This window comes from Ensifer sp. GW821-FHT05G01 (assembly GCF_059419585.1).
Map to the genome: position 1 here is coordinate 41,461 of NZ_JBWKSC010000010.1, position 18,652 is coordinate 60,112.

Below are 18,652 nucleotides of genomic sequence, written 5' to 3' on the forward strand. Positions count from 1 at the left end.
CTTGACCAGAATACCGCGCGACCCGACCCAAAGATCCGGAAAAGGCTCCGGCAGGAAAGAGGGCCGCGCGGCAAAGGCCGCCGCGGCACCGGAGAAAACCTCCATCATCCACGGTGCGGTTCCCCCGCGCGACGTGCTGATGCGCTTCATCGCCGAAAATCCGGATCGCGCCTCCAAGCGGGAAATCGCCAAGGCCTTCGGCCTCAAGGGCGACACGCGCATCGAACTCAAGGCCTTGCTGCGTTCGCTCGAAGCAGACGGACTGGTCGAAAAGAAGCGCAAATCGCTCGTGCGCCCAGGCGCCCTTCCCCCGGTGACCGTGCTCGATATCACCATGCGCGACGTCGATGGCGAACTGATCGGTCGCCCGGCCGAATGGCTTGATGATGACGGTGTCGCACCGGCGGTGTTGATCAAGCAGTCGTCGGTCGGCAGAGACAAGGGCAAGACGCCGGTCGGCGGGCTCGGCGACCGTGTGCTTGCCAAGATCTTCCCGGCCAAGGACCGCGGCGGCCCTGCCTATACCGCACGCATCATCAAGGTGCTCGACAAGCGCAAGGACGCCGTTCTCGGCGTCTTCCGTGCGACACCCGGCGGTGGCGGGCGGCTGATGCCGATCGAGAAACGCGGCGAAGAAATACTTGTTGATCCGGACTTTGTCGGCGACGCCAAGGATGGCGACCTCATCGAGGTCCAGCTGACGCGTCTCGGGCGCTACGGCCTGCCGCGCGCCCAGGTTCAAAATGTCGTCGGTTCGGTCGCCTCGGAAAAGGCGATCTCGATGATCGCCATCTATGCCCACGGCATACCGCACATTTTTCCGGAGCGCGTGCTTCAGGAAGCGGCAGACGCCGGCCCAGCCACCATGGCCCACCGTGAAGACTGGCGTTCCCTGCCGCTGATCACCATTGATCCGGCCGATGCGAAGGACCATGACGACGCTGTCTACGCGGAGCCGGACCCGTCGGAGGACAATCCGGGTGGCGTGATCGTCACCGTCGCGATTGCCGACGTCTCGTGGTATGTCCGGCCGAAATCCGCGCTCGACCTCGAAGCGCTGAAGCGCGGCAACTCGGTGTATTTCCCCGATCGCGTCGTGCCCATGCTGCCCGAGCGGATATCCAACGACCTCTGCTCGCTCAAGGAAGGCGTCGACCGGCCGGCGCTCGCCGTGCGCATGCGCTTTTCCAAGGAAGGCCGCAAGGCCGGCCACACCTTCCATCGCATCATGATGAGAAGTGCTGCCAAGCTCTCCTACCAGCAGGCACAGGCCGCCATCGACGGCAATCCCGACGACAAGACCGGGCCGATCCTCGACACGATCCTGAAGCCGCTCTGGGAGGGATATCGCATCCTCACCCGTGGCCGCGACCGCCGCCAGCCGCTCGAGCTGAACATGCCCGAGCGCAAGATCATCCTGAAGCCGGACGGCACCGTCGATCGCGTTTTCGTGCCCGATCGCCTCGACGCGCACAAGCTGATCGAAGAAATGATGATCCAGGCGAACGTCGCTGCCGCAGAGACGCTCGAGCAGAAGCGTCAGGTGCTGATCTACCGGGTGCACGACCAGCCGTCGCTGGCCAAGCAGGAGAGCCTGCGCGAGTTCCTCGCTACGCTCGACATCGCGCTGGTCAAGGGCGGCAACATGCGCTCCAACCACTTCAACGGCATCCTGTCGAAGGCCGAAGGCAAGCCGTTCGAAACCATGGTCAACGAGATGGTGCTGCGCTCCCAGAGCCAGGCAATCTACAGCCCCGAGAATATCGGCCATTTCGGCCTCAACCTCTTGAAGTATGCGCACTTCACCTCGCCGATCCGGCGCTACGCCGATCTGATCGTCCACCGGGCGCTGGTCGCCTCGCTCGGGCTTGGCGAAGGCGGGCTGACGCCGCAGGAAGAAGCCGTTCTCGACGATATCGCCGCAGAAATCTCCACCTTCGAGCGCCGGGCCATGGCCGCCGAGCGCGACACCGTCGACCGGTTGATCGCCCATCACCTGAACGGCCGCATCGGCGAGGAATTCGAAGGCCGCGTTGCCGGCGTCACCAAAGCGGGACTTTTTGTCACCCTGCCGGCCTATGGCGCCAACGGCTTCGTGCCTATATCCACGCTCGGTCGAGACTACTTCATCTATGATGAGGCACATCAGGCCCTTTCCGGTGAAAAGACCGGCCTCGGCTTCCGTCTCGGCGATCAGGTGCAGGTCAAACTGGTCGAAGCCGTGCCGCTTGCCGGCGCGCTTCGCTTCGAGATGATCAGCGAAGGGCGTAAGATGCCGACCGCCACGCGCTCCTTCCACAAGTCGGGGCGTCGTGATCGCTCGGGCCCGCGCAAGACGCCGGGAACCCGACCGCCACGCGGCAAGCGCTAGGCTACACGCCAAGCGGCTTCGACAAGGAGAGAATGCAGATGACGGCAACGGACAAGGAAACGCTTCATCTCGGGGGCGACGCCACTGAGGAACGTCCCGTCGGCCGGTCGATGCGGCGCGGATTTCTCGGCACCTGCCCGGCCTGCGGCAGTGGCAAGCTCTTCCGCAGCTACGTCAAATCAGTCGATGCCTGCGCCGCCTGCGGCGAGCGCATGGATCACCAGCGCGCCGACGACTTTCCGCCCTATATCGTCGTCACCATCGTCGGCCATCTGGTGCTTGCCGGCTATATGATGACCGACATGATCCTGCCCTTGACGACGTGGCAGCACCTTGCGATCTGGACACCGATTACGCTGATCAGTTCGCTGGCACTGCTGCAGCCGATCAAGGGCGCCGTGATCGGCCTGCAATGGGCGCTGAGGATGCATGGCTTCGGTGGACAGGAGGATGCGCCCGAGGACGTACTGCCTGCACGAGATCCCTCCGCATGACGTCAGGGCGCGAAAGCGTCGTCCTTGCTCACGCCAGCCCTGAGCGGCGCGTAAGGCCGCGTGACGCAGCATCGATCATGCTGCTTGACCGCACCGGCGGCGGCGTGCGCGTGCTGATGGGCCGGCGCAGCAGTGCGCATGTCTTCATGCCCGACCTCTACGTCTTTCCCGGCGGGCGCAGGGACCCGACGGACCACCGTCTTGCTTTTTCCACGGACCTCAATCCCGCTGTTCTGCAGGCGCTGAAATGCGTCGAGGGCCAGCCGGTCAGCGACGCACGCGCCAGAGCGCTCGCGCTGGCGGCGCTGCGAGAACTCTACGAGGAGGCGGGCGTCCCCCTGGGCCAGCCCCTTGCCGAGACGGAAGCGCCGCTGCCCTTTCTTCCAGATCTCGCAAACTTGCGCTATATGGCTCGGGCTATTACTCCTCCGGGACACTCGAGGCGGTTCGATACGCGCTTCTTCGCGATTTTCGCGGACGAAGCCAAGGTCGATACATCGCGGGTTCTGGAAAGCCGGGAGCTCCAGGATTTGCAGTGGATCGATGTCAACGACCTCCCCTCGCTCCGGATACCGGAGATAACCGCCATCATCCTTTCGGATTTGCGTAGCGGCCTTGAAGCGGACCCATCGCTCCCCTATGGGCGCTCCGTGCCTTTCTATTTCACGCGCCGTGGGCGGTTCATCCGCACGCTTCTCTAAGGACCACAGTCGCATGTCACAGCCGACGCCCGGGTGCCCAGCACCGGTTGACGAAATTCACTGGCCGTCGCTGATCGCGGCAGTCTCCGCCATCAGCGCCGTCGGTATTGCAATCGGCCTTGGCCTGCCGCTGCTTTCGAGCATCATGGAGAAGCGCGGCATCTCATCGACGCTGATTGGTCTCAATTCGGCGATGGCCGGCGTGGCATCCATGGTCGCAGCGTCCTTCACGACCAAGTTCGCCCATCGTCACGGTGTTGCGCCGACGATGCTCTGGGCCGTCCTGCTTGCCGCAATCAGCGCGTTCGGCTTCTACTACATTACCAACTTCTGGCTCTGGTTTCCGCTGCGCGTCGTCTTCCACGGCGCCATCACAGTCCTCTTCATCCTCTCCGAGTTCTGGATCAACGCTACCGCGCCGCCAGCGAAACGGGGCTTCGTGCTCGGCATCTACGGCACGGTTCTATCCCTCGGCTTCCTGAGCGGGCCGCTGCTCTTCTCGATCCTCGGCAGTGAGGGTGTCTTGCCTTTCGTGGTCGGTGCGGGCGTCATTCTGCTCGCCGCCGTGCCGATCTTCATCGCACGGGACGAGAGCCCGGTGATCGACGAAAAGCCAGACCGTCACTTCATGCGCTATATTTTCCTGGTGCCGACGGCCACGGCCGCCGTCTTCATCTTCGGCGCAGTCGAATCGGGTGGGTTGTCGCTCTTTACGGTCTACGGGACACGATCGGGGTTCACCGAATCACAGGCGGCGTTGCTGCTGACCGTGATGGGCGTCGGCAATTTCATCTTCCAGATTCCGCTCGGCATGTTGTCAGATAAGATCAAGGACAAGCGCACATTGCTGTCCGCCATGACCGTCATCGGTCTCATCGGCGCCCTTTGTCTGCCGATGCTGGTGGAAAGCTGGTTCCTGATGGCAGTCGTGCTATTGTTCTGGGGTGGCTGCGTCTCCGGCCTCTATACGGTCGGCCTCAGCCATCTCGGCTCGCGCCTGCAAGGCTCCGACCTTGCCGCCGCCAACGCAGCGTTCGTCTTCTCCTATGCGGTCGGCACTGTCGCCGGGCCGCAGGTCATCGGCGCGTCGATGGATGTGGCTGGCAACAACGGATTTGCCTGGGCGATTGCCGGGTTTTTCGGTCTTTACGTCGCGCTTTCGGTTGTAAGGATCGTTTTGAATCCAAAACGGCCTTGACTTTTCAGCCGCGATTTGTAGTTTCGCGCCAACCTTGCCCGTGGCCCGCAACCGGTTTTCCACGGCGTTCAATTTCATAAAGGCAGGACGACCATGGCAAAAGCCACCACCATCAAGATCAAGTTGCTGTCGACAGCCGACACGGGTTTCTTCTACGTCACGACCAAGAACAGCCGTACGATGACGGACAAGATGACCAAGACCAAGTATGATCCGGTCGCGCGTAAGCACGTCGAATTCAAGGAAACCAAGATCAAGTAAGATCTGACGTTTCGTGGGATCAAGGGGCGCCAACCGCAAGGTTTGGCGCCCCTTTCCGTTGGTGCACCCGGAAGCAGCCAGCGGCCTCCCGCCTCCCCCTTCGTCTCTCCCGAATGACAAGAACACAGCGGCACGAATCGAAAAGCGCCGCCCCTTACGGAACGGCGCTTTGAATGGGGGTCGGCTGGCTTCTAACCGCGGCACGAGGATTCCGCAGGTGTCAAAAGCCAACCGACCGACCCCACGACCCAGGAGATGCGGCGGACCTGAGCATCATGGGGTAACCGAAACTGCCGGAAGCGATGCCCCCTCGTTTATCAGCATCACCTGAAAATAGAAAAAAATCAACGAATTCTTAATGCGCGGAGCGGTGTTGCTCGGCGCATGGTTAATTCCGTACCGTCCTGATACAGGTAGATGCACGGCCGCCGCCGCCACCAACCGCCTTGGTAGCATCGGCGCGGCGAAGAATACAACTTTAAAGGCATATCGCAAGAGGGATCCGGAATTTCATCACGCCGGCAGCGGATGACGTCGCCGGTGGATTCCGGCCTTCAGGCTGCAGCTGCCACCACGCGGTTACGGCCTTCGTTCTTCGCCTGATAGAGAGCCGTATCTGCGCGCTTCAACAGAGCTTCCGTCGTGTCACCTTCCAGCTTGAGACCGGCAATACCCATGGAAGCAGTGATGACCAGTGCGCCGTCCGCATGCGGTATCGAGAACGGCTGGCTCTCGATGATATGCCGTAGCCGTTCGGCAACTGTCGCTGCCATCTCAGGCGACGTGTCGGGCATCACGACAACGAACTCTTCGCCGCCGAAGCGGCAGGCGAGATCTGCGCCGCGCACCGTCGCGCGGATGCGGCCGGCAAACTCACGCAGCACCTCGTCGCCGACATCATGTCCGTAGGTGTCGTTGACCTGCTTGAACCGGTCGATGTCGGTCATGCAGATCGACAGCGGGCGTCCGCGCGCTGCAGCACGATCGAGCAGCAGCTTCAGATGATTGTCGAGGTAACGGCGATTGTGCAGACCGGTGAGGCCATCGGTGACCGCCAGTTCGATCGTCTGCTGCACACTCTTTCTCAGCATGTCGTTGCAATGCTTGCGCCTGATCTGCGTCAGCGAGCGGGCAACGAGTTCATTGGGATCGACCGGTCGGATGATGTAGTCGGTAATGCCCAGATCGAGCGCCCGCACGATCATTTCGTCATTGCCCTGCTCGGTGATCAGCAGGATCGGGATGAAGCGCGTGCGCTCCAGAGACCGCAGCTGCGAGCACAACCGCAGGGGGTCGTAGTCGTCGAAGTTGGCATTGACGATGACGAGGTCGAAATTGTTCTCGGCGGCTTCGAACAAAGCCGCCTGCGGATCGGAGATAACGGAGACCTCCGCAATCGGCGTTAGCGCACGCTGCAGCCGCTCCTGAGAGGACCCGCGGCCATCGACCAGGAGGATATTGCCCGGCTCGTCCGGGCGATCCTGGCGCGCCAGTTCCTGCAGGCCGATGGTCTGCGCCGTCTGGGCCCGCAGCCGCAGTTCATCGCTGACGTTCTTCAGGCGGACGAGGCTCTTGACCCGCGACATCAACTGCAGATCGTTGACCGGCTTGGTGAGAAAATCGTCGGCACCGGCCTTCAATCCGCGAACCCGGTCGGAAGGCTGGTCGAGCGCCGTCACCATGACGACGGGAATATGGGCTGTACGCGGATTGGCCTTCAGACGCTCGCAGACTTCGAAACCGTCGATGCCAGGCATCATGATGTCGAGCAGCACCAGGTCGACCGGCGTCGTCTCGCAGAGCGACAGCGCCGTATGACCATCGCCGGCAGTCAGCACATCGAAATATTCCGCAAGCAGACGTGCTTCGAGAAGCTTAACGTTGGCAGGCACGTCATCGACAACAAGAATGCGCGCAGTCATATCAATTTTCCCGCCGTTCAGGCATCGCCAAGGTAGGTCTTGATCGTCTCAATGAACTTTGGCACAGAAATCGGTTTTGAAACATAGGCTTCGCAGCCGCCCTGGCGGATACGCTCCTCGTCGCCCTTCATGGCGAAGGCGGTCACGGCAATGACCGGGATGACGTGCAGCTCGTCGTCTTCCTTCAGCCATTTCGTGACTTCGAGCCCGGAGACCTCCGGCAACTGGATGTCCATCAGAATCAGATCGGGACGGTACTTCCTCGCCAGCTCGAGCGCCTCCATCCCGTTGCGCGTCTGGATCGTCGCGTAGCCGGAAGCCTCAATCAGGTCTCGGAAGAGCTTCATGTTCAGCTCGTTATCCTCAACAATCATTACCTGTTTGGGCATGTCGATCCCTTGCTGTCAGTCGTCTTCTTGCAAGTCTTATCAAGACATCTAAGTTGCAGAGCCAACGACTCGACCCATTTCCTCGAGTTCAACGATAAACCTATTTGGTTGAAAAATAGGTAATTCCGGGCGTAAAAACAGTAGGAGGCCAAGACATTGAAGAGCGCCGACGAAATCGCCATCGACATTCTTTCCTGGCTTGCCGGCGAGCCGGACCTCTTGTCCCGTTTTCTGGCGCTGACGGGAACGGATCCGTCCTCCCTGCGCAACGCAATCGGCGAGCCGGGCTTCATGGGCGGGCTCGTCGCCTTTCTCATGGACCATGAGCCGACACTGATCGCGTTCTGCGAGGCAACGGGCACAGAACCCCAGGATGTCGTGCGTGCACATGAGAAGCTCTCCGGCGCCGCCGACCTGCAGGACAGCTGACCGTGAGCAACACCGCCTTCGACAATGAAATCCGCCTCACTGACCGCCCGCTCGTCGTCAGCGACATCGACGAGGTGGTGCTCGAATTCCTGAGCCCCTTTCGGGCTTTCCTCGAAAGCCGCGATCATATCCTCGTGCCGCGCTCTTTCCGGCTGACCGGCAACATCGTCCATCGCACAACAGAACATGCGGCGAGTGCCGACGACGTCAAAGACATGCTCGACACCTTCTACGCCACGCAGGATCGCTGGCAGACACCGGCTGCCGGCGCTGTCGAAACCCTTCGCGACCTGTCGACTGAGGCGGACATAGTGTTTCTGACGGCAATGCCGCCACGTCATGCGGCCGCGCGCCGTGCCCTGCTCGATCGCCTTGAACTGCCTTACCCTCTGCTCGCCTCCGAGGACCCGAAGGGGCCGATCGTCGAGCGTCTGCATGCCGGACGGGCACTTCCCATTGTTTTCATCGACGACATCGCCCGCAACCTGCAATCGGTGCAGGAGCACGCGCCGTCGTGCCTGCTGATCAATCTGATGGCGAATGCCGAGTTTCGCGCGCTCGCGCCGACGCCAGATACGTGCGTTCATATTGCTGCCGATTGGGCCGATGCTGCCAGTGCAATTCGCGCGCATTTCCAAAGGTAGCGAGAGCCGGCACGACAACAAGGCACCCGCACGAAGGCACTCGAAACCCGACCCGCGGCTTGGCGTCGGCAACCTGACATGCAAGGCAATTTCCAACGCGGCCTCCCTTGAGACTCGCTAGCGTAGAGCGTAAAGTCGCAATGTTCAACATTTGTTCCAGATATGCTCGACAGTGGTTCTCAAACTCCAGGCTTCTGCCGTGATTGCCTTCGGGAACAGAGCGCATCGGCGCGACGCTGCCTTGCCTGCGGCAGTCCCCGCATCCTGCGTCATGCCGAGCTTTACGACCTGACACTCGCCCATATCGATTGCGATGCGTTTTATGCCTCGGTCGAGAAGCGGGACAATCCCGAACTTGCCGACAAGCCGGTCATTATCGGCGGCGGCAAACGTGGCGTCGTCTCGACCGCCTGCTACATCGCCCGCATCCATGGCGTGCGCTCGGCCATGCCGATGTTCAAGGCGCTCGAGGCCTGCCCGCAGGCGGTGGTCATCAAGCCCGACATGGAAAAATACGTTCGCGTCGGCCGCGAGGTCCGCATGCTGATGCAGGAGCTGACACCGCTGGTGCAGCCGCTCTCCATCGACGAGGCCTTTCTGGAGCTGAGCGGCACCCAAAGGCTGCACCACGATCCCCCGGCCCGAACGCTCGCGCGCTTCGCCCGCCGCGTCGAACAGGAGATCGGCATTACTGTCTCTGTCGGGCTCTCCTACTGCAAGTTCCTCGCCAAGGTTGCATCCGATCTGCAGAAGCCTCGCGGCTTCTCCGTGATCGGCCAGGCCGAAGCGCTCGAATTCCTGAGAGAACGGCCCGTGACCTTGATCTGGGGCGTCGGCAAGGCGTTTGCGACCACATTGGAACGCGACGGCATCCGCACGATCGGCCAGCTCCAGGCCATGGAGGAAGCCGACCTCATGCGCCGCTACGGCACCATGGGCCAGAGGCTTTACCGCCTGTCGCGCGGCCTCGACGAGAGAACCGTTGAGATTGATGGCGAGGCGAAAAGCGTGTCGTCCGAAACGACCTTCAACGACGATCTCGCCCGTCAGGATGATCTCGTCACGCATCTGCGCCGGTTGAGTGAGCAGGTCGCGCATCGGTTGCGCAAATCCGAACTGGCTGGCCAGACGGTCGTGTTGAAACTGAAGACCGCGGATTTCAAGACCAGGACCCGCAACCGCCGTCTCGACAGCCCGACCCGGCTTGCAGACCGCATCTTCCGCACGGGGCTGCAACTCCTGGAGAAGGAGATCGACGGCACCAAGTACCGGCTGATCGGCATTGGCGTCAGCGATCTGTCGAGCCCCGATCTCGCCGATCCACCGGATCTGGTCGATCCCGCAGCGACCCGCCGCGCGGCCGCCGAAGACGCCATCAACAGGCTACGCGACAAGTTCGGCAAGGCAAGCGTCGAAACCGGCTACACGTTCGGCAGCCGCAAGCGCGATCACTAGTGCGTCATCGGCGGTGGCTTGCCGTTTCCTTGGCCCGATCCGGACGAATTCTTTAAAGATTGCAGTCTAAGCTCGTCGGCCAGTTTACGTGTTGGGATGAGTGTATGGTATCGCGTTTCGCTCTCACGGCCAGCGTCGTCGTCGTCTTGTTTTCGCCTGCCGCCGGTTTCGCCGGCAGCAGCGCGCCGCTGCAGATCATCGTCTCGAAGAACCAACAATCGCTCGTCGTCTATGATGGCGACGCGGTGATCGCGACATCGGCGGTCTCCACGGGCAAGGCTGGCCATTCGACACCGACGGGCATCTTCTCGATCCTGGAAAAACGGCGTCAGCACAAATCCAACATCTATTCGAACGCACCGATGCCCTTCATGCAGCGGCTGACCTGGTCCGGCATCGCATTGCACGGCTCCAATCACGTACCTGCCTATCCCGCCTCCCACGGCTGTGTGCGCCTGCCGAGCAAGTTTGCCGCCAGCCTCTTCAAGATGACGTCGCGCGGCATGCATGTCCTCATAACAGACCATCAGGTCAGCCCCACCGAAGTGTCGAGCGCCATGCTCTTCCAGCGTCAGCCGGCGCCGGGCGACAATCCCGCTCCGCTGTCGGACGTGCCGCTTCGCCCGGCAATCAGCCAGGCCGAGAACGGACCGGTCGAAGTGGCCATGACGGAGACATCGAGCATTCCGTCAACCGTCGCTGAGGAAAGCCGCGAGCCGATCCGGATGCTGATTACCCGCCGTGGCGAGCGTGATATCCGGCGCGACGTCCAGTCGGCGCTGAACCAACTCGGCTATGTCGCCGGAGCAGCGGACGGCCACATCGGCCCGGACACGACCGCCGCCATCAATGCGTTTCAAACCGCCGAGGGGTTGGCCGTCGATGGGAAGCTGACGCCGGAACTGACGGATGCCATCTTCAAGAAGGTTGGACGCGACACTCCCGCCAATGGCGTGATCCTTGTGCGGCAGGGCTTCAAGCCGATCTTCGAAGGCGACGTCATAATCGACGGGCCGGAGCAGGCGCTGGGCACGCATTTCCTGCAATTTCATGAGGTTGACGGCGAAAAGGGCGAAGGCAAATGGTACGGCGTTTCGCTCGAAAACCACCTGCCATCAGGGACGAAAAAACGGCTCGGAATCAGCACCGACGCCGACCCATCCGCCTTCAACGCCACCCAGCGCACGCTTGGTCGCCTGACTGTCTCCGACGAGGTGCGCAAGCGCATCGGCAGCCTGCTTGCCGACGGGTCGTCGCTCTCGATTTCCGACATGGAAAGCGGACTTGAAACCGGCGACGGAACCGATTTCATCACCATCACACGGGCTTCACCACGCGGCTGAGCCGATAGACGTCCACCAGGAGCGGGCCGTCACGTCTGACGGTCGTACCTTTCCCTGGTCAACGCAACGTCAAGCAACCCACCACAGAGCGGATCAGACGAGCTCGACGTCAACCACCCCCGGGGCGGAGCGAAGCGCTGCCGCAATCTCGGGCGAAATCCTGAATTTTTCGCTGAGTTCGACCTCGATCTCGCGCTGGCCGTTGTCCTTGATGACGATGAAGGAAACGAGCCCCTCGCCTCTCGCGTTCAAGTGGGCGGCGATCGACTTCAGCGGTCCGGAATCGCGCACGTAAACGCGCAGCGCCTTCTGCATCTGCAGCGATTCTTCCTCAAGGGAGCGCAGCGTCTGGATGCGAAGACCGATACCTTCCGGCCGCTCCTCCGCCTGCACGGTCATGACAAGCGATTTCCCGGGCTCGAGCAGGTCGCGATACTGGTGCAACATCTCCGAAAACAGAACGGCCTCGAACTGACCGGATGAATCCGAGAAGGCGATGATACCCATCTTGTTGCCCGTCCGGGTCTTGCGCTCCTGTTTGGACGTCACGGTGCCGGCGAGACGGCCGGCCGTTGCGCCCTTCTTCACGGCGCCGGCGAAATCACCAAACGTCTGGACTCGCATCTTGGCGAGCAGCGGATTGTAGGTGTCGAGCGGATGGGCGGAGAGATAGAAGCCCAGCACCTGGAATTCCCGGTGCAATTTTTCCGAGGCGAGCCACGGCGTGTAGGCAGGAAGCGATATCCGTTCCGGTCCGGTTGCAGCTCCTGCCCCGAAGATATCGCCCTGTCCGCTGGTCTTGTTTTCCAGCGCACGCTGGGCAAAGCCGAGAATTCGATCGAGGCCGCCGACGAGTTCGGCGCGGTCGTAGCCGAAGCAATCGAAGGCACCAGCCGCGATCAGGCTTTCGAACACACGCCGGTTGAGCAGCTTCGGGTCGATCCTCAGGCAGAAATCTTCAAGGCTCGCGAATTCGCGGTCACCGCGAACGGCAACGATGTGCTCGACCGCCGATTCGCCGACGCCCTTGATGGCCGCCAATGAATAATAGATCCGCTTCTCGCCCGTCTGAAAATGCCGGAAGGAGGACTGGACCGACGGCGCAATCACCTGGATGCCAAGGCGTCCGGCATCCTGACGGAAGTCGTTGACCTTTTCGGTGTTGGCCATATCGAGCGTCATCGACGCTGCCAGGAACTCGACCGGGTAGTGCGCCTTCATATAGGCGGTCTGGTAGGAGACGATGGCGTAGGCGGCGGCGTGCGACTTGTTGAAGCCGTAATTGGCGAACTTGGCGAGGAGATCGAAGATCAGATCGGCCTGCGGTTTCGACACCTCGTTCTTGACCGCACCGTCGACGAAACGGGCACGCTGCTTGTCCATCTCCTCCTTGATCTTCTTACCCATGGCGCGACGCAGAAGGTCGGCTTCGCCGAGCGAATAGCCCGACAGGACCTGGGCGATCTGCATCACCTGTTCCTGGTAGACGATAACGCCCTGCGTTTCCTTGAGCAGATAATCGATCTTCGGATGGATCGATTCGATCTCTTCTTCGCCGTGCTTGCGGGCGTTGTAGACCGGAATGTTCTCCATCGGGCCCGGCCGATAGAGCGCCACCAGGGCGATGATGTCCTCGATGCAGTCGGGCCGCATGCCGATCAGCGCTTTGCGCATGCCGGCACTTTCCACCTGGAACACGCCGACCGTTTCGCCGCGCGACAGCATCTCGTAGGTCTTCTCGTCATCGAGCGGAATGCTGGCGAGGTCGACCTCGATTCCGCGCAACTTGACGAAGTCGACGGCGACTTTCAGCACTGTCAACGTCTTCAGGCCGAGGAAGTCGAATTTTACGAGGCCGGCCTGCTCGACCCATTTCATGTTGAACTGGGTCACCGGCATGTCGGAGCGCGGATCGCGGTACATCGGCACCAGCTTCGACAGCGGCCGGTCGCCGATAACGATGCCGGCGGCATGGGTCGAGGCGTGACGATACAGGCCCTCGATCTTCTGCGCGATATCGAGCAGGCGCGCGACGACAGGCTCCCTCTCGGCTTCTTCCTGCAGGCGCGGCTCTTCCTCGATCGCCTTTGACAAAGGTGTCGGGTTGGCCGGGTTGTTGGGCACGAGCTTGCAGATCTTGTCGACCTGACCGTAGGGCATCTCGAGCACGCGGCCGACGTCGCGAAGTGCCGCGCGCGCCTGCAATGAACCGAAGGTGATGATCTGGGCGACTTGCTCGCGGCCGTACTTCGCCTGGACGTAGCGGATGACCTCTTCGCGCCGATCCTGGCAGAAGTCGATGTCGAAGTCGGGCATCGACACGCGTTCCGGATTGAGGAAGCGCTCGAACAGCAACGAGAAGCGCATGGGGTCGACGTCGGTGATCGTCAGCGCATAGGCGACCAGCGAGCCCGCACCGGAACCACGGCCAGGGCCGACCGGGATATCTTGCTGCTTTGCCCACTTGATGAAGTCGGCAACGATCAGGAAGTAGCCCGGGAACTTCATGCGCTCGATGACGCTGAGTTCAAATGCGAGCCGCTCGCGATACTCTTCCTCGGTATAGCCGGGCGCCATGCCGAGCTTGTTCAAGCGGTCGTCGAGGCCCTCCTCCGCCTGCCGGCGCAGTTCGCCCGATTCGGCGCGCTCGGCCTCCTCCGGGTCGTCGGAGGCACCGGTGAAGCGCGGCAGGATCGGCCCGCGCGTCTTCAGCATGAACGAGCATCGGCGCGCGATCTCGATGGTGTTTTCGAGCGCCTCGGGCAGGTCGGCGAAAAGTGCCGCCATTTCCTTTCGGCTCTTGAGATAGTGATCCGGCGTCAGCCGGAAACGGCTGTCGTCGGAAACCATGGCGTTGTGGGCAACCGCCATCAGCGCGTCGTGCGCATCATAATCGGACGGCGAGGGAAAGAACGCCTCGTTGGTCGCAACCAAAGGCACATCGAACTTGTAAGCAAGGTCGATCATCCGGCTCTCATGCCGGCGATCAAAATTGCCGTGCCGTTGCAACTCGATATAGAGCCGATCGCCGAAGAGCTCCTGCAAAACTTCCAGACGCGCCTCAGCCAAAGCCGTCGAACCGGATTTCACGGCCATATCGATCGGGCCGCCGCTTGCGCCCGAAAGCGCGATCAGCCCATCCGTGCCGGCCTCCACCAGCCACGAACGCGTTATTCTCGTGACCTGGCTGCCTTCGCCTCCGAGATAGGCGCGGCTGACCAGATCGACCAAGCGCGTGTAACCGTCGTCGGTGGCAGCGATCAGCACGATGGCCGGCAGCTTGGCCAGTTGCTGCGCGTGGCCGCGGCGGTCGCCGTCGGCCTCGTCTTCCATGTCGATCGACAGCTGACAACCGGTGAGCGGCTGCAGACCGTCTTCGGCCGCCTTTTGGGAAAATTCAAGCGCTGCGAAAAGATTGTTGGTGTCGGCGATCCCGATTGCCGGCTGGGCGTCAGCCACGGCCTTGCCGATCACCTTCTTGATGGGCAGCGCCCCTTCGAGCAGGGAGAAAGCCGAGTGGACACGAAGATGCACGAACTGTGGATCCGCAGCCGTCTGTTCGTTCCGTTCCGCGCCGCCTTGATCCGCCATCTTTACACCCTGATTCCTGTCAGGCGTCAGGATATCCCGTTTCTCATCCGCCATGTCCAGTTTTTGCAACATGGGCCGGCGTTCTTTTCAACGGTGCAGTGCCGGTATGGTATCGCGCGACCCCGCGTCAGGGTCACGCCGCTTCGAAAACATATCCTCGGATCAAAGCCCGAGAGCGATGAAGGCAATGCTGGCGACGAACAGGCCCATCGATGTGAAGGCGGCGAGGTCACGAACAAAATCAGTCATAACATGGCTCCTTTTCCGTTATGTTTTTACTTTGTTCCATTTTTGTTCTCACGTCAATCACTGTTGAGCGGAGCGCCCGCTTTCCACCGCGCATGGTTAATCACGTCGGCAATCGTCGTCCGCGGTGATTAACCGAAAGCTTGAGCACTTCGCCCATCGCGCCTATGACTAGAGCAACCACACGGAGCAACAGCGACATGATTGCACGCCTGACCCTGCCCCTCTTCCTCCTGCTTCCTTCCCTCACTTTCGCCGCAGAGGCGATCGACCCCGGGCGCATCGTGTCGGCTGCGACCGGCGACTGGGACAAGGACGGTACGAGCGATCTGGCGCTGCTGGTCAAACCTGGCGAGGAGACCGACGAGGACAATGCGATTTACATCTATCTCGCTGGCGAAGATGGCCCGCTGACGCTCAAGTCAGCCATCCCAAACAAGATCTGGGGGCAGTACGGCATGGTCGGCCAGGCGCCGACGGTCAGTGCGCTCCCGAACGGCTCGCTGGTGATTACCACGCACAACGACGCGATCGGCCGCGACCGCTGGGAACAGAAGCTGACGATTGCCTACCGCAATTTCGATTTCGTCGTTGCCGGTTACACCTACGCCTCCTACGACACCCTTGATCCCAGCAACACGTCGCAGTGTGACCTGAATGTGCTGACCGGCAAGGGCAAATCCAACGACAGACCCGTCAGCGCCAAGGGCGAATTGGTGCTCCTCAAGGACTGGAACGACGACCGCGGACAGCACGCCTGCGGCATCCGGTAATCGCGTCGCTTGTTCTCTTTTTGTTCTTTACATCACGGATGTCTCGCGGCATGCTGCGTGTGAACAAACAGGGTGTTCTCATGGCCAGTATCGACGAGCTCAAGGACTTCATCGTGGAAGCCAAATCGAAGGCGTATGTCGGCGGCGGTACCGCACAGCCGCCTTCGCGCACGGGCGCACGCGATATCGGCTATCAGCGCGACCGGTGGAGGTATCTCGACAGTTATTTCGGTGGAACGGATTTTGCCGGCCAGGAAACGGTTTGGTTCGGGGACGATACCCGCTGGGTCATGAACTATTTCGGTCACGTCGTCCGGCCCGATCTGATCGATGCTGAGCGCGCCGGCATCGTCATCAAGACAGCGCTCGAAACCATGTATCGCGAAAAGCGGCATTTCCTCGGTGGAATGCAATATCGCCACGCCTACGGCACCTACATCGACACCAGCCGTGGCGACACGCAGCACTTTTCCGGACGTGAGGTTATCTTTGTCGACGGCGACGAAGCCTATGAACTCGACTATCGCGGCGGCCTCATCGTGCCGTAGGCAGTGAGCTGGCGCTTGGCAAAGAGTGCCGTGCACGCTGAAGAACGGAATAGGGACGCACCGACACTTTGATTCTGGGGCATCTTATCCGCCTTCCATGAAGCCACGTGAAAGCGGGATGCTGGAGTTCGGCCGTCGCATCAAACGCTGACGCTGTCTGCTTCACGCCTTGGAAAATGCGCAAAGCGCGGCTTCGTTAGGAGATCCGTCGAGGCAGACCGATGGCGCGTTTGCACGGGCCCGTCTGGGCCGCAAACGCGCTCAGCATCACTTCAGTTCGACGACCTTGCCATCTTCGATGGTCACCCGCCGATCCATCAGCGATGCCAGCTCGTGATTGTGCGTGGCGATCAGAGCCGCCAGACCCGACTGACGCGCCAAGGCCTCGAGTGCCTCGAAAACATAGCCTGCGGTTTCCGGATCGAGATTGCCGGTCGGCTCGTCGGCCAGCAACACCAGCGGTGCGTTGGCGACGGCACGGGCAATCGCCACGCGCTGCTGTTCGCCGCCCGACAGCTCCGACGGGCGATGATCGGCGCGATGACCGATACGCATGTAATCGAGCAGCGCCCTTGCCCGTTCGGCCGCCTCCGCCTTGCCGAGCCCGGCGATCAGTTGCGGCATCATGATGTTTTCGAGAGCGGTAAACTCCGGAAGCAGATGATGGAACTGGTAGACGAAGCCGATCTCATTGCGGCGGATGGCCGTCCGCCGGTCGTCGTTGAGACCATCGCAGGTCACGCCGTTGACGACGACCTTTCCGCCATCCGGGCGTTCCAAGAGGCCAGCGACGTGCAGCAGCGTCGACTTGCCGGTGCCCGACGGCGCCACGAGTGCGACGGTTTCGCCGCTTTTCAGCGTGAAGTCCGCCCCCTTGAGGATCGACAGGAAGGTGTCCCCCTGCCCGTAAGTACGCTCGATGCCCGAAAGCTGCAGTGCCACGCGCGCATTCATTCAGTTGTTGTCCTTGTCATTCATACCGCAGGGCCTGCACGGGATCGAGACGCGAGGCGCGCCATGCCGGAAAGATCGTGGCAAGGAACGACAGGCTGAGCGCCATGACAATGACGAGAATAGTCTCATCAGCATTCATGTCCGCCGGAAGTTGGCTCAGGAAATAGAGTTCCGGGCTAAACAGCGTTGTCCCTGAAATCCAGGAGAAGAACTGGCGGATGGACTCGATGTTGAGGCAGACGACGACGCCAAGCAGCACGCCGGCAACGGTTCCCGCAGCACCGATCGCAGCCCCGGTCATGAAGAAGATGCGCATGACCGACCCGGACGTCGCCCCCATGGTGCGAAGGATGGCGATGTCGCTTCCCTTGTCCTTCACCAGCATGATCAGGCCGGAGATGATGTTCAATGCCGCGACCAGAACGATCAGCGTCAGGATCATGAACATCACGTTGCGCTCGACCTCGAGCGCGGAAAAGAACGTCTTGTTGCGGTCGCGCCAGTCGGTGATGAAGATCTGCCGCCCGGCGGCATCTTCGACCGGCTTGCGCAGCTCATCGACCATATCCGGGTGCTCAACGAAGATTTCGATTTGCTGTGCCAGCCCCTCGGCGTTGAAGAAGAGCTGCGATTCCTCCAACGGCATGAAGATGATCGACGAATCGTATTCCGACATACCGATCTCGAAGATCGCCGAAACCGTGTAGGCCTTGACCCGCGGGTTCATGCCCATAGGCGTCACGTCGCCGTTCGGCGATGTCAACGTGATGGTGCCGCCCACCTGGATGCCGAGCTGATCGGCCATGCGCGAGCCGATCGCAACGCCGGTGCCGGCGGCAAAGCCGACGAGATCGCCGGACTGGATATGGTCGGAGACCGACTTCATCTTGCCGAGGTCATCGGCGCGGATGCCGCGCACGAGAGCGCCAGTCGAGCTGTCGCTGACGCCCTGCGCCAGGACCTGCCCCTCGATGAGCGGGATCGCCATGGTCACGCCCTTCACGCCGGAAAAGCGTGTGGCAAGCTCGGCATAATTGTTGAGCGGGCCATCGATCGGCTGCACGATCATATGGCCGTTGATGCCGAGGATGCGCGAGATGAGTTCGGTGCGGAAGCCGTTCATCACTGCCATGACGATGATCAGCGTCGCAACGCCGAGCATGATGCCGATGAACGAGAAGCCGGCGATCACCGAAATGAAGGCTTCCTTGCGCCGCGAGCGCAGATAGCGCCAGGCGACCATGCGCTCAAAGGCGGAAAAGGGGCGGCTGGCGGACTTTGCGGACTGGCCAGCAGCCTGCACCTGATCTTCCGTCACGGCGGTCATCCTGCC

General features: G+C 61.5%; 17 protein-coding genes. 12 read left to right on the forward strand and 5 right to left on the reverse strand.

Annotated elements, in window-relative coordinates:
* Position 1 precedes the first annotated feature (1 nt).
* From rnr to rpmG, 5 genes are all read left to right on the forward strand, one after another.
* Positions 2 to 2,371, forward strand: coding sequence for a ribonuclease R (rnr, locus tag AC07UR_RS22600; RefSeq protein ID WP_209791264.1), 2,370 nt, complete (start codon positions 2 to 4; stop codon positions 2,369 to 2,371).
* Positions 2,372 to 2,403: 32 nt separating this feature from the next.
* Positions 2,404 to 2,865 (forward strand): DUF983 domain-containing protein, encoded by a 462-nt coding sequence (locus tag AC07UR_RS22605; RefSeq protein WP_173419697.1) that lies wholly within the window; start codon positions 2,404 to 2,406, stop codon positions 2,863 to 2,865.
* Positions 2,862 to 3,566 carry an NUDIX hydrolase gene (locus AC07UR_RS22610; protein ID WP_173419696.1) on the forward strand — a complete coding sequence of 235 codons (705 nt, stop codon included), beginning with the start codon at positions 2,862 to 2,864 and terminating at the stop codon, positions 3,564 to 3,566. The genes AC07UR_RS22605 and AC07UR_RS22610 overlap by 4 nt, the downstream gene beginning before the upstream one ends.
* 13 nt (positions 3,567 to 3,579) lie before the next feature.
* Positions 3,580 to 4,764, forward strand: coding sequence for an MFS transporter (locus tag AC07UR_RS22615; protein WP_209791263.1), 1,185 nt, complete (start codon positions 3,580 to 3,582; stop codon positions 4,762 to 4,764).
* Between the two features lie 93 nt (positions 4,765 to 4,857).
* The gene (gene rpmG / locus AC07UR_RS22620; RefSeq protein ID WP_007626161.1) at positions 4,858 to 5,025 is read left to right on the forward strand and encodes a 50S ribosomal protein L33; all 168 of its coding nucleotides are present in this window, start codon (positions 4,858 to 4,860) and stop codon (positions 5,023 to 5,025) included.
* A gap of 554 nt (positions 5,026 to 5,579) precedes the next feature.
* Here the strand turns inward: rpmG and AC07UR_RS22625 are convergent.
* A complete protein-coding gene (locus AC07UR_RS22625) occupies positions 5,580 to 6,947 on the reverse strand; it encodes a PleD family two-component system response regulator (protein ID WP_209791262.1) in 1,368 nt (455 codons plus the stop codon).
* A 17-nt stretch (positions 6,948 to 6,964) separates the two neighbouring features.
* Entirely contained in the window at positions 6,965 to 7,336 is a 372-nt protein-coding gene (locus AC07UR_RS22630) for a response regulator (protein WP_025426610.1), read from the reverse strand.
* Between the two features lie 156 nt (positions 7,337 to 7,492).
* On the opposite strand from AC07UR_RS22630, the gene AC07UR_RS22635 reads away from it, so the two are divergent.
* The 4 genes from AC07UR_RS22635 to AC07UR_RS22650 all read left to right on the forward strand — a co-directional run bounded on the left by AC07UR_RS22635 (position 7,493) and on the right by AC07UR_RS22650 (position 11,207).
* Entirely contained in the window at positions 7,493 to 7,765 is a 273-nt protein-coding gene (locus tag AC07UR_RS22635; RefSeq protein ID WP_173419693.1) for a DUF3572 domain-containing protein, read from the forward strand.
* A 2-nt stretch (positions 7,766 to 7,767) separates the two neighbouring features.
* Positions 7,768 to 8,409, forward strand: a complete 642-nt coding sequence (locus AC07UR_RS22640) for a hypothetical protein (protein ID WP_209791261.1) — start codon at positions 7,768 to 7,770, stop codon at positions 8,407 to 8,409.
* A gap of 162 nt (positions 8,410 to 8,571) precedes the next feature.
* Positions 8,572 to 9,864 carry a DNA polymerase IV gene (locus AC07UR_RS22645; protein ID WP_209791260.1) on the forward strand — a complete coding sequence of 431 codons (1,293 nt, stop codon included), beginning with the start codon at positions 8,572 to 8,574 and terminating at the stop codon, positions 9,862 to 9,864.
* Positions 9,865 to 9,968: 104 nt separating this feature from the next.
* Positions 9,969 to 11,207 carry a L,D-transpeptidase family protein gene (locus AC07UR_RS22650; protein ID WP_209791259.1) on the forward strand — a complete coding sequence of 413 codons (1,239 nt, stop codon included), beginning with the start codon at positions 9,969 to 9,971 and terminating at the stop codon, positions 11,205 to 11,207.
* 93 nt (positions 11,208 to 11,300) lie between these two features.
* Here the strand turns inward: AC07UR_RS22650 and dnaE are convergent, their stop codons facing one another.
* Positions 11,301 to 14,798: a DNA polymerase III subunit alpha gene (gene dnaE, locus AC07UR_RS22655; protein WP_209791258.1), complete on the reverse strand. Its 3,498-nt coding sequence runs from the start codon at positions 14,796 to 14,798 to the stop codon at positions 11,301 to 11,303.
* Between dnaE and AC07UR_RS22660 the strand changes: the two genes are divergently transcribed.
* The 3 genes from AC07UR_RS22660 (at position 14,724) to AC07UR_RS22670 (ending at position 16,365) form a co-directional block, all read left to right on the forward strand.
* Positions 14,724 to 15,179 carry a hypothetical protein gene (locus AC07UR_RS22660; protein WP_209791297.1) on the forward strand — a complete coding sequence of 152 codons (456 nt, stop codon included), beginning with the start codon at positions 14,724 to 14,726 and terminating at the stop codon, positions 15,177 to 15,179. The genes dnaE and AC07UR_RS22660 overlap by 75 nt on opposite strands.
* 65 nt (positions 15,180 to 15,244) lie before the next feature.
* Positions 15,245 to 15,817, forward strand: coding sequence for a hypothetical protein (locus AC07UR_RS22665; protein WP_209791257.1), 573 nt, complete (start codon positions 15,245 to 15,247; stop codon positions 15,815 to 15,817).
* A gap of 80 nt (positions 15,818 to 15,897) precedes the next feature.
* Complete coding sequence (locus AC07UR_RS22670; RefSeq protein ID WP_173419687.1) at positions 15,898 to 16,365, forward strand: DUF5680 domain-containing protein; 468 nt, start codon at positions 15,898 to 15,900, stop codon at positions 16,363 to 16,365.
* Positions 16,366 to 16,632: 267 nt separating this feature from the next.
* Here AC07UR_RS22670 and AC07UR_RS22675 read toward each other — a convergent pair whose 3' ends face one another.
* Both AC07UR_RS22675 and AC07UR_RS22680 read right to left on the reverse strand, forming a co-directional pair.
* Positions 16,633 to 17,319, reverse strand: coding sequence for an ABC transporter ATP-binding protein (locus tag AC07UR_RS22675; RefSeq protein ID WP_077498476.1), 687 nt, complete (start codon positions 17,317 to 17,319; stop codon positions 16,633 to 16,635).
* 16 nt (positions 17,320 to 17,335) lie between these two features.
* Positions 17,336 to 18,646: a lipoprotein-releasing ABC transporter permease subunit gene (locus AC07UR_RS22680; protein WP_173419686.1), complete on the reverse strand. Its 1,311-nt coding sequence runs from the start codon at positions 18,644 to 18,646 to the stop codon at positions 17,336 to 17,338.
* Positions 18,647 to 18,652 lie beyond the last annotated feature (6 nt).

Excerpts from the sequence above, each read along its gene's own strand:
- AC07UR_RS22605 (WP_173419697.1), top strand. The coding sequence starts at position 2,404 with ATGCAGATGACGGCAACGGACAAGGAAACGCTTCATCTCGGGGGCGAC.
- AC07UR_RS22610 (WP_173419696.1), top strand. The coding sequence starts at position 2,862 with ATGACGTCAGGGCGCGAAAGCGTCGTCCTTGCTCACGCCAGCCCTGAG.
- AC07UR_RS22615 (WP_209791263.1), top strand. The coding sequence starts at position 3,580 with ATGTCACAGCCGACGCCCGGGTGCCCAGCACCGGTTGACGAAATTCAC.
- rpmG (WP_007626161.1), top strand. The coding sequence starts at position 4,858 with ATGGCAAAAGCCACCACCATCAAGATCAAGTTGCTGTCGACAGCCGAC.
- AC07UR_RS22625 (WP_209791262.1), bottom strand. The coding sequence starts at position 6,947 with ATGACTGCGCGCATTCTTGTTGTCGATGACGTGCCTGCCAACGTTAAG.
- AC07UR_RS22630 (WP_025426610.1), bottom strand. The coding sequence starts at position 7,336 with ATGCCCAAACAGGTAATGATTGTTGAGGATAACGAGCTGAACATGAAG.
- AC07UR_RS22645 (WP_209791260.1), top strand. The coding sequence starts at position 8,572 with ATGCTCGACAGTGGTTCTCAAACTCCAGGCTTCTGCCGTGATTGCCTT.
- AC07UR_RS22650 (WP_209791259.1), top strand. The coding sequence starts at position 9,969 with ATGGTATCGCGTTTCGCTCTCACGGCCAGCGTCGTCGTCGTCTTGTTT.
- dnaE (WP_209791258.1), bottom strand. The coding sequence starts at position 14,798 with ATGGCGGATCAAGGCGGCGCGGAACGGAACGAACAGACGGCTGCGGAT.
- AC07UR_RS22665 (WP_209791257.1), top strand. The coding sequence starts at position 15,245 with ATGATTGCACGCCTGACCCTGCCCCTCTTCCTCCTGCTTCCTTCCCTC.
- AC07UR_RS22670 (WP_173419687.1), top strand. The coding sequence starts at position 15,898 with ATGGCCAGTATCGACGAGCTCAAGGACTTCATCGTGGAAGCCAAATCG.
- AC07UR_RS22675 (WP_077498476.1), bottom strand. The coding sequence starts at position 17,319 with ATGAATGCGCGCGTGGCACTGCAGCTTTCGGGCATCGAGCGTACTTAC.
- AC07UR_RS22680 (WP_173419686.1), bottom strand. The coding sequence starts at position 18,646 with ATGACCGCCGTGACGGAAGATCAGGTGCAGGCTGCTGGCCAGTCCGCA.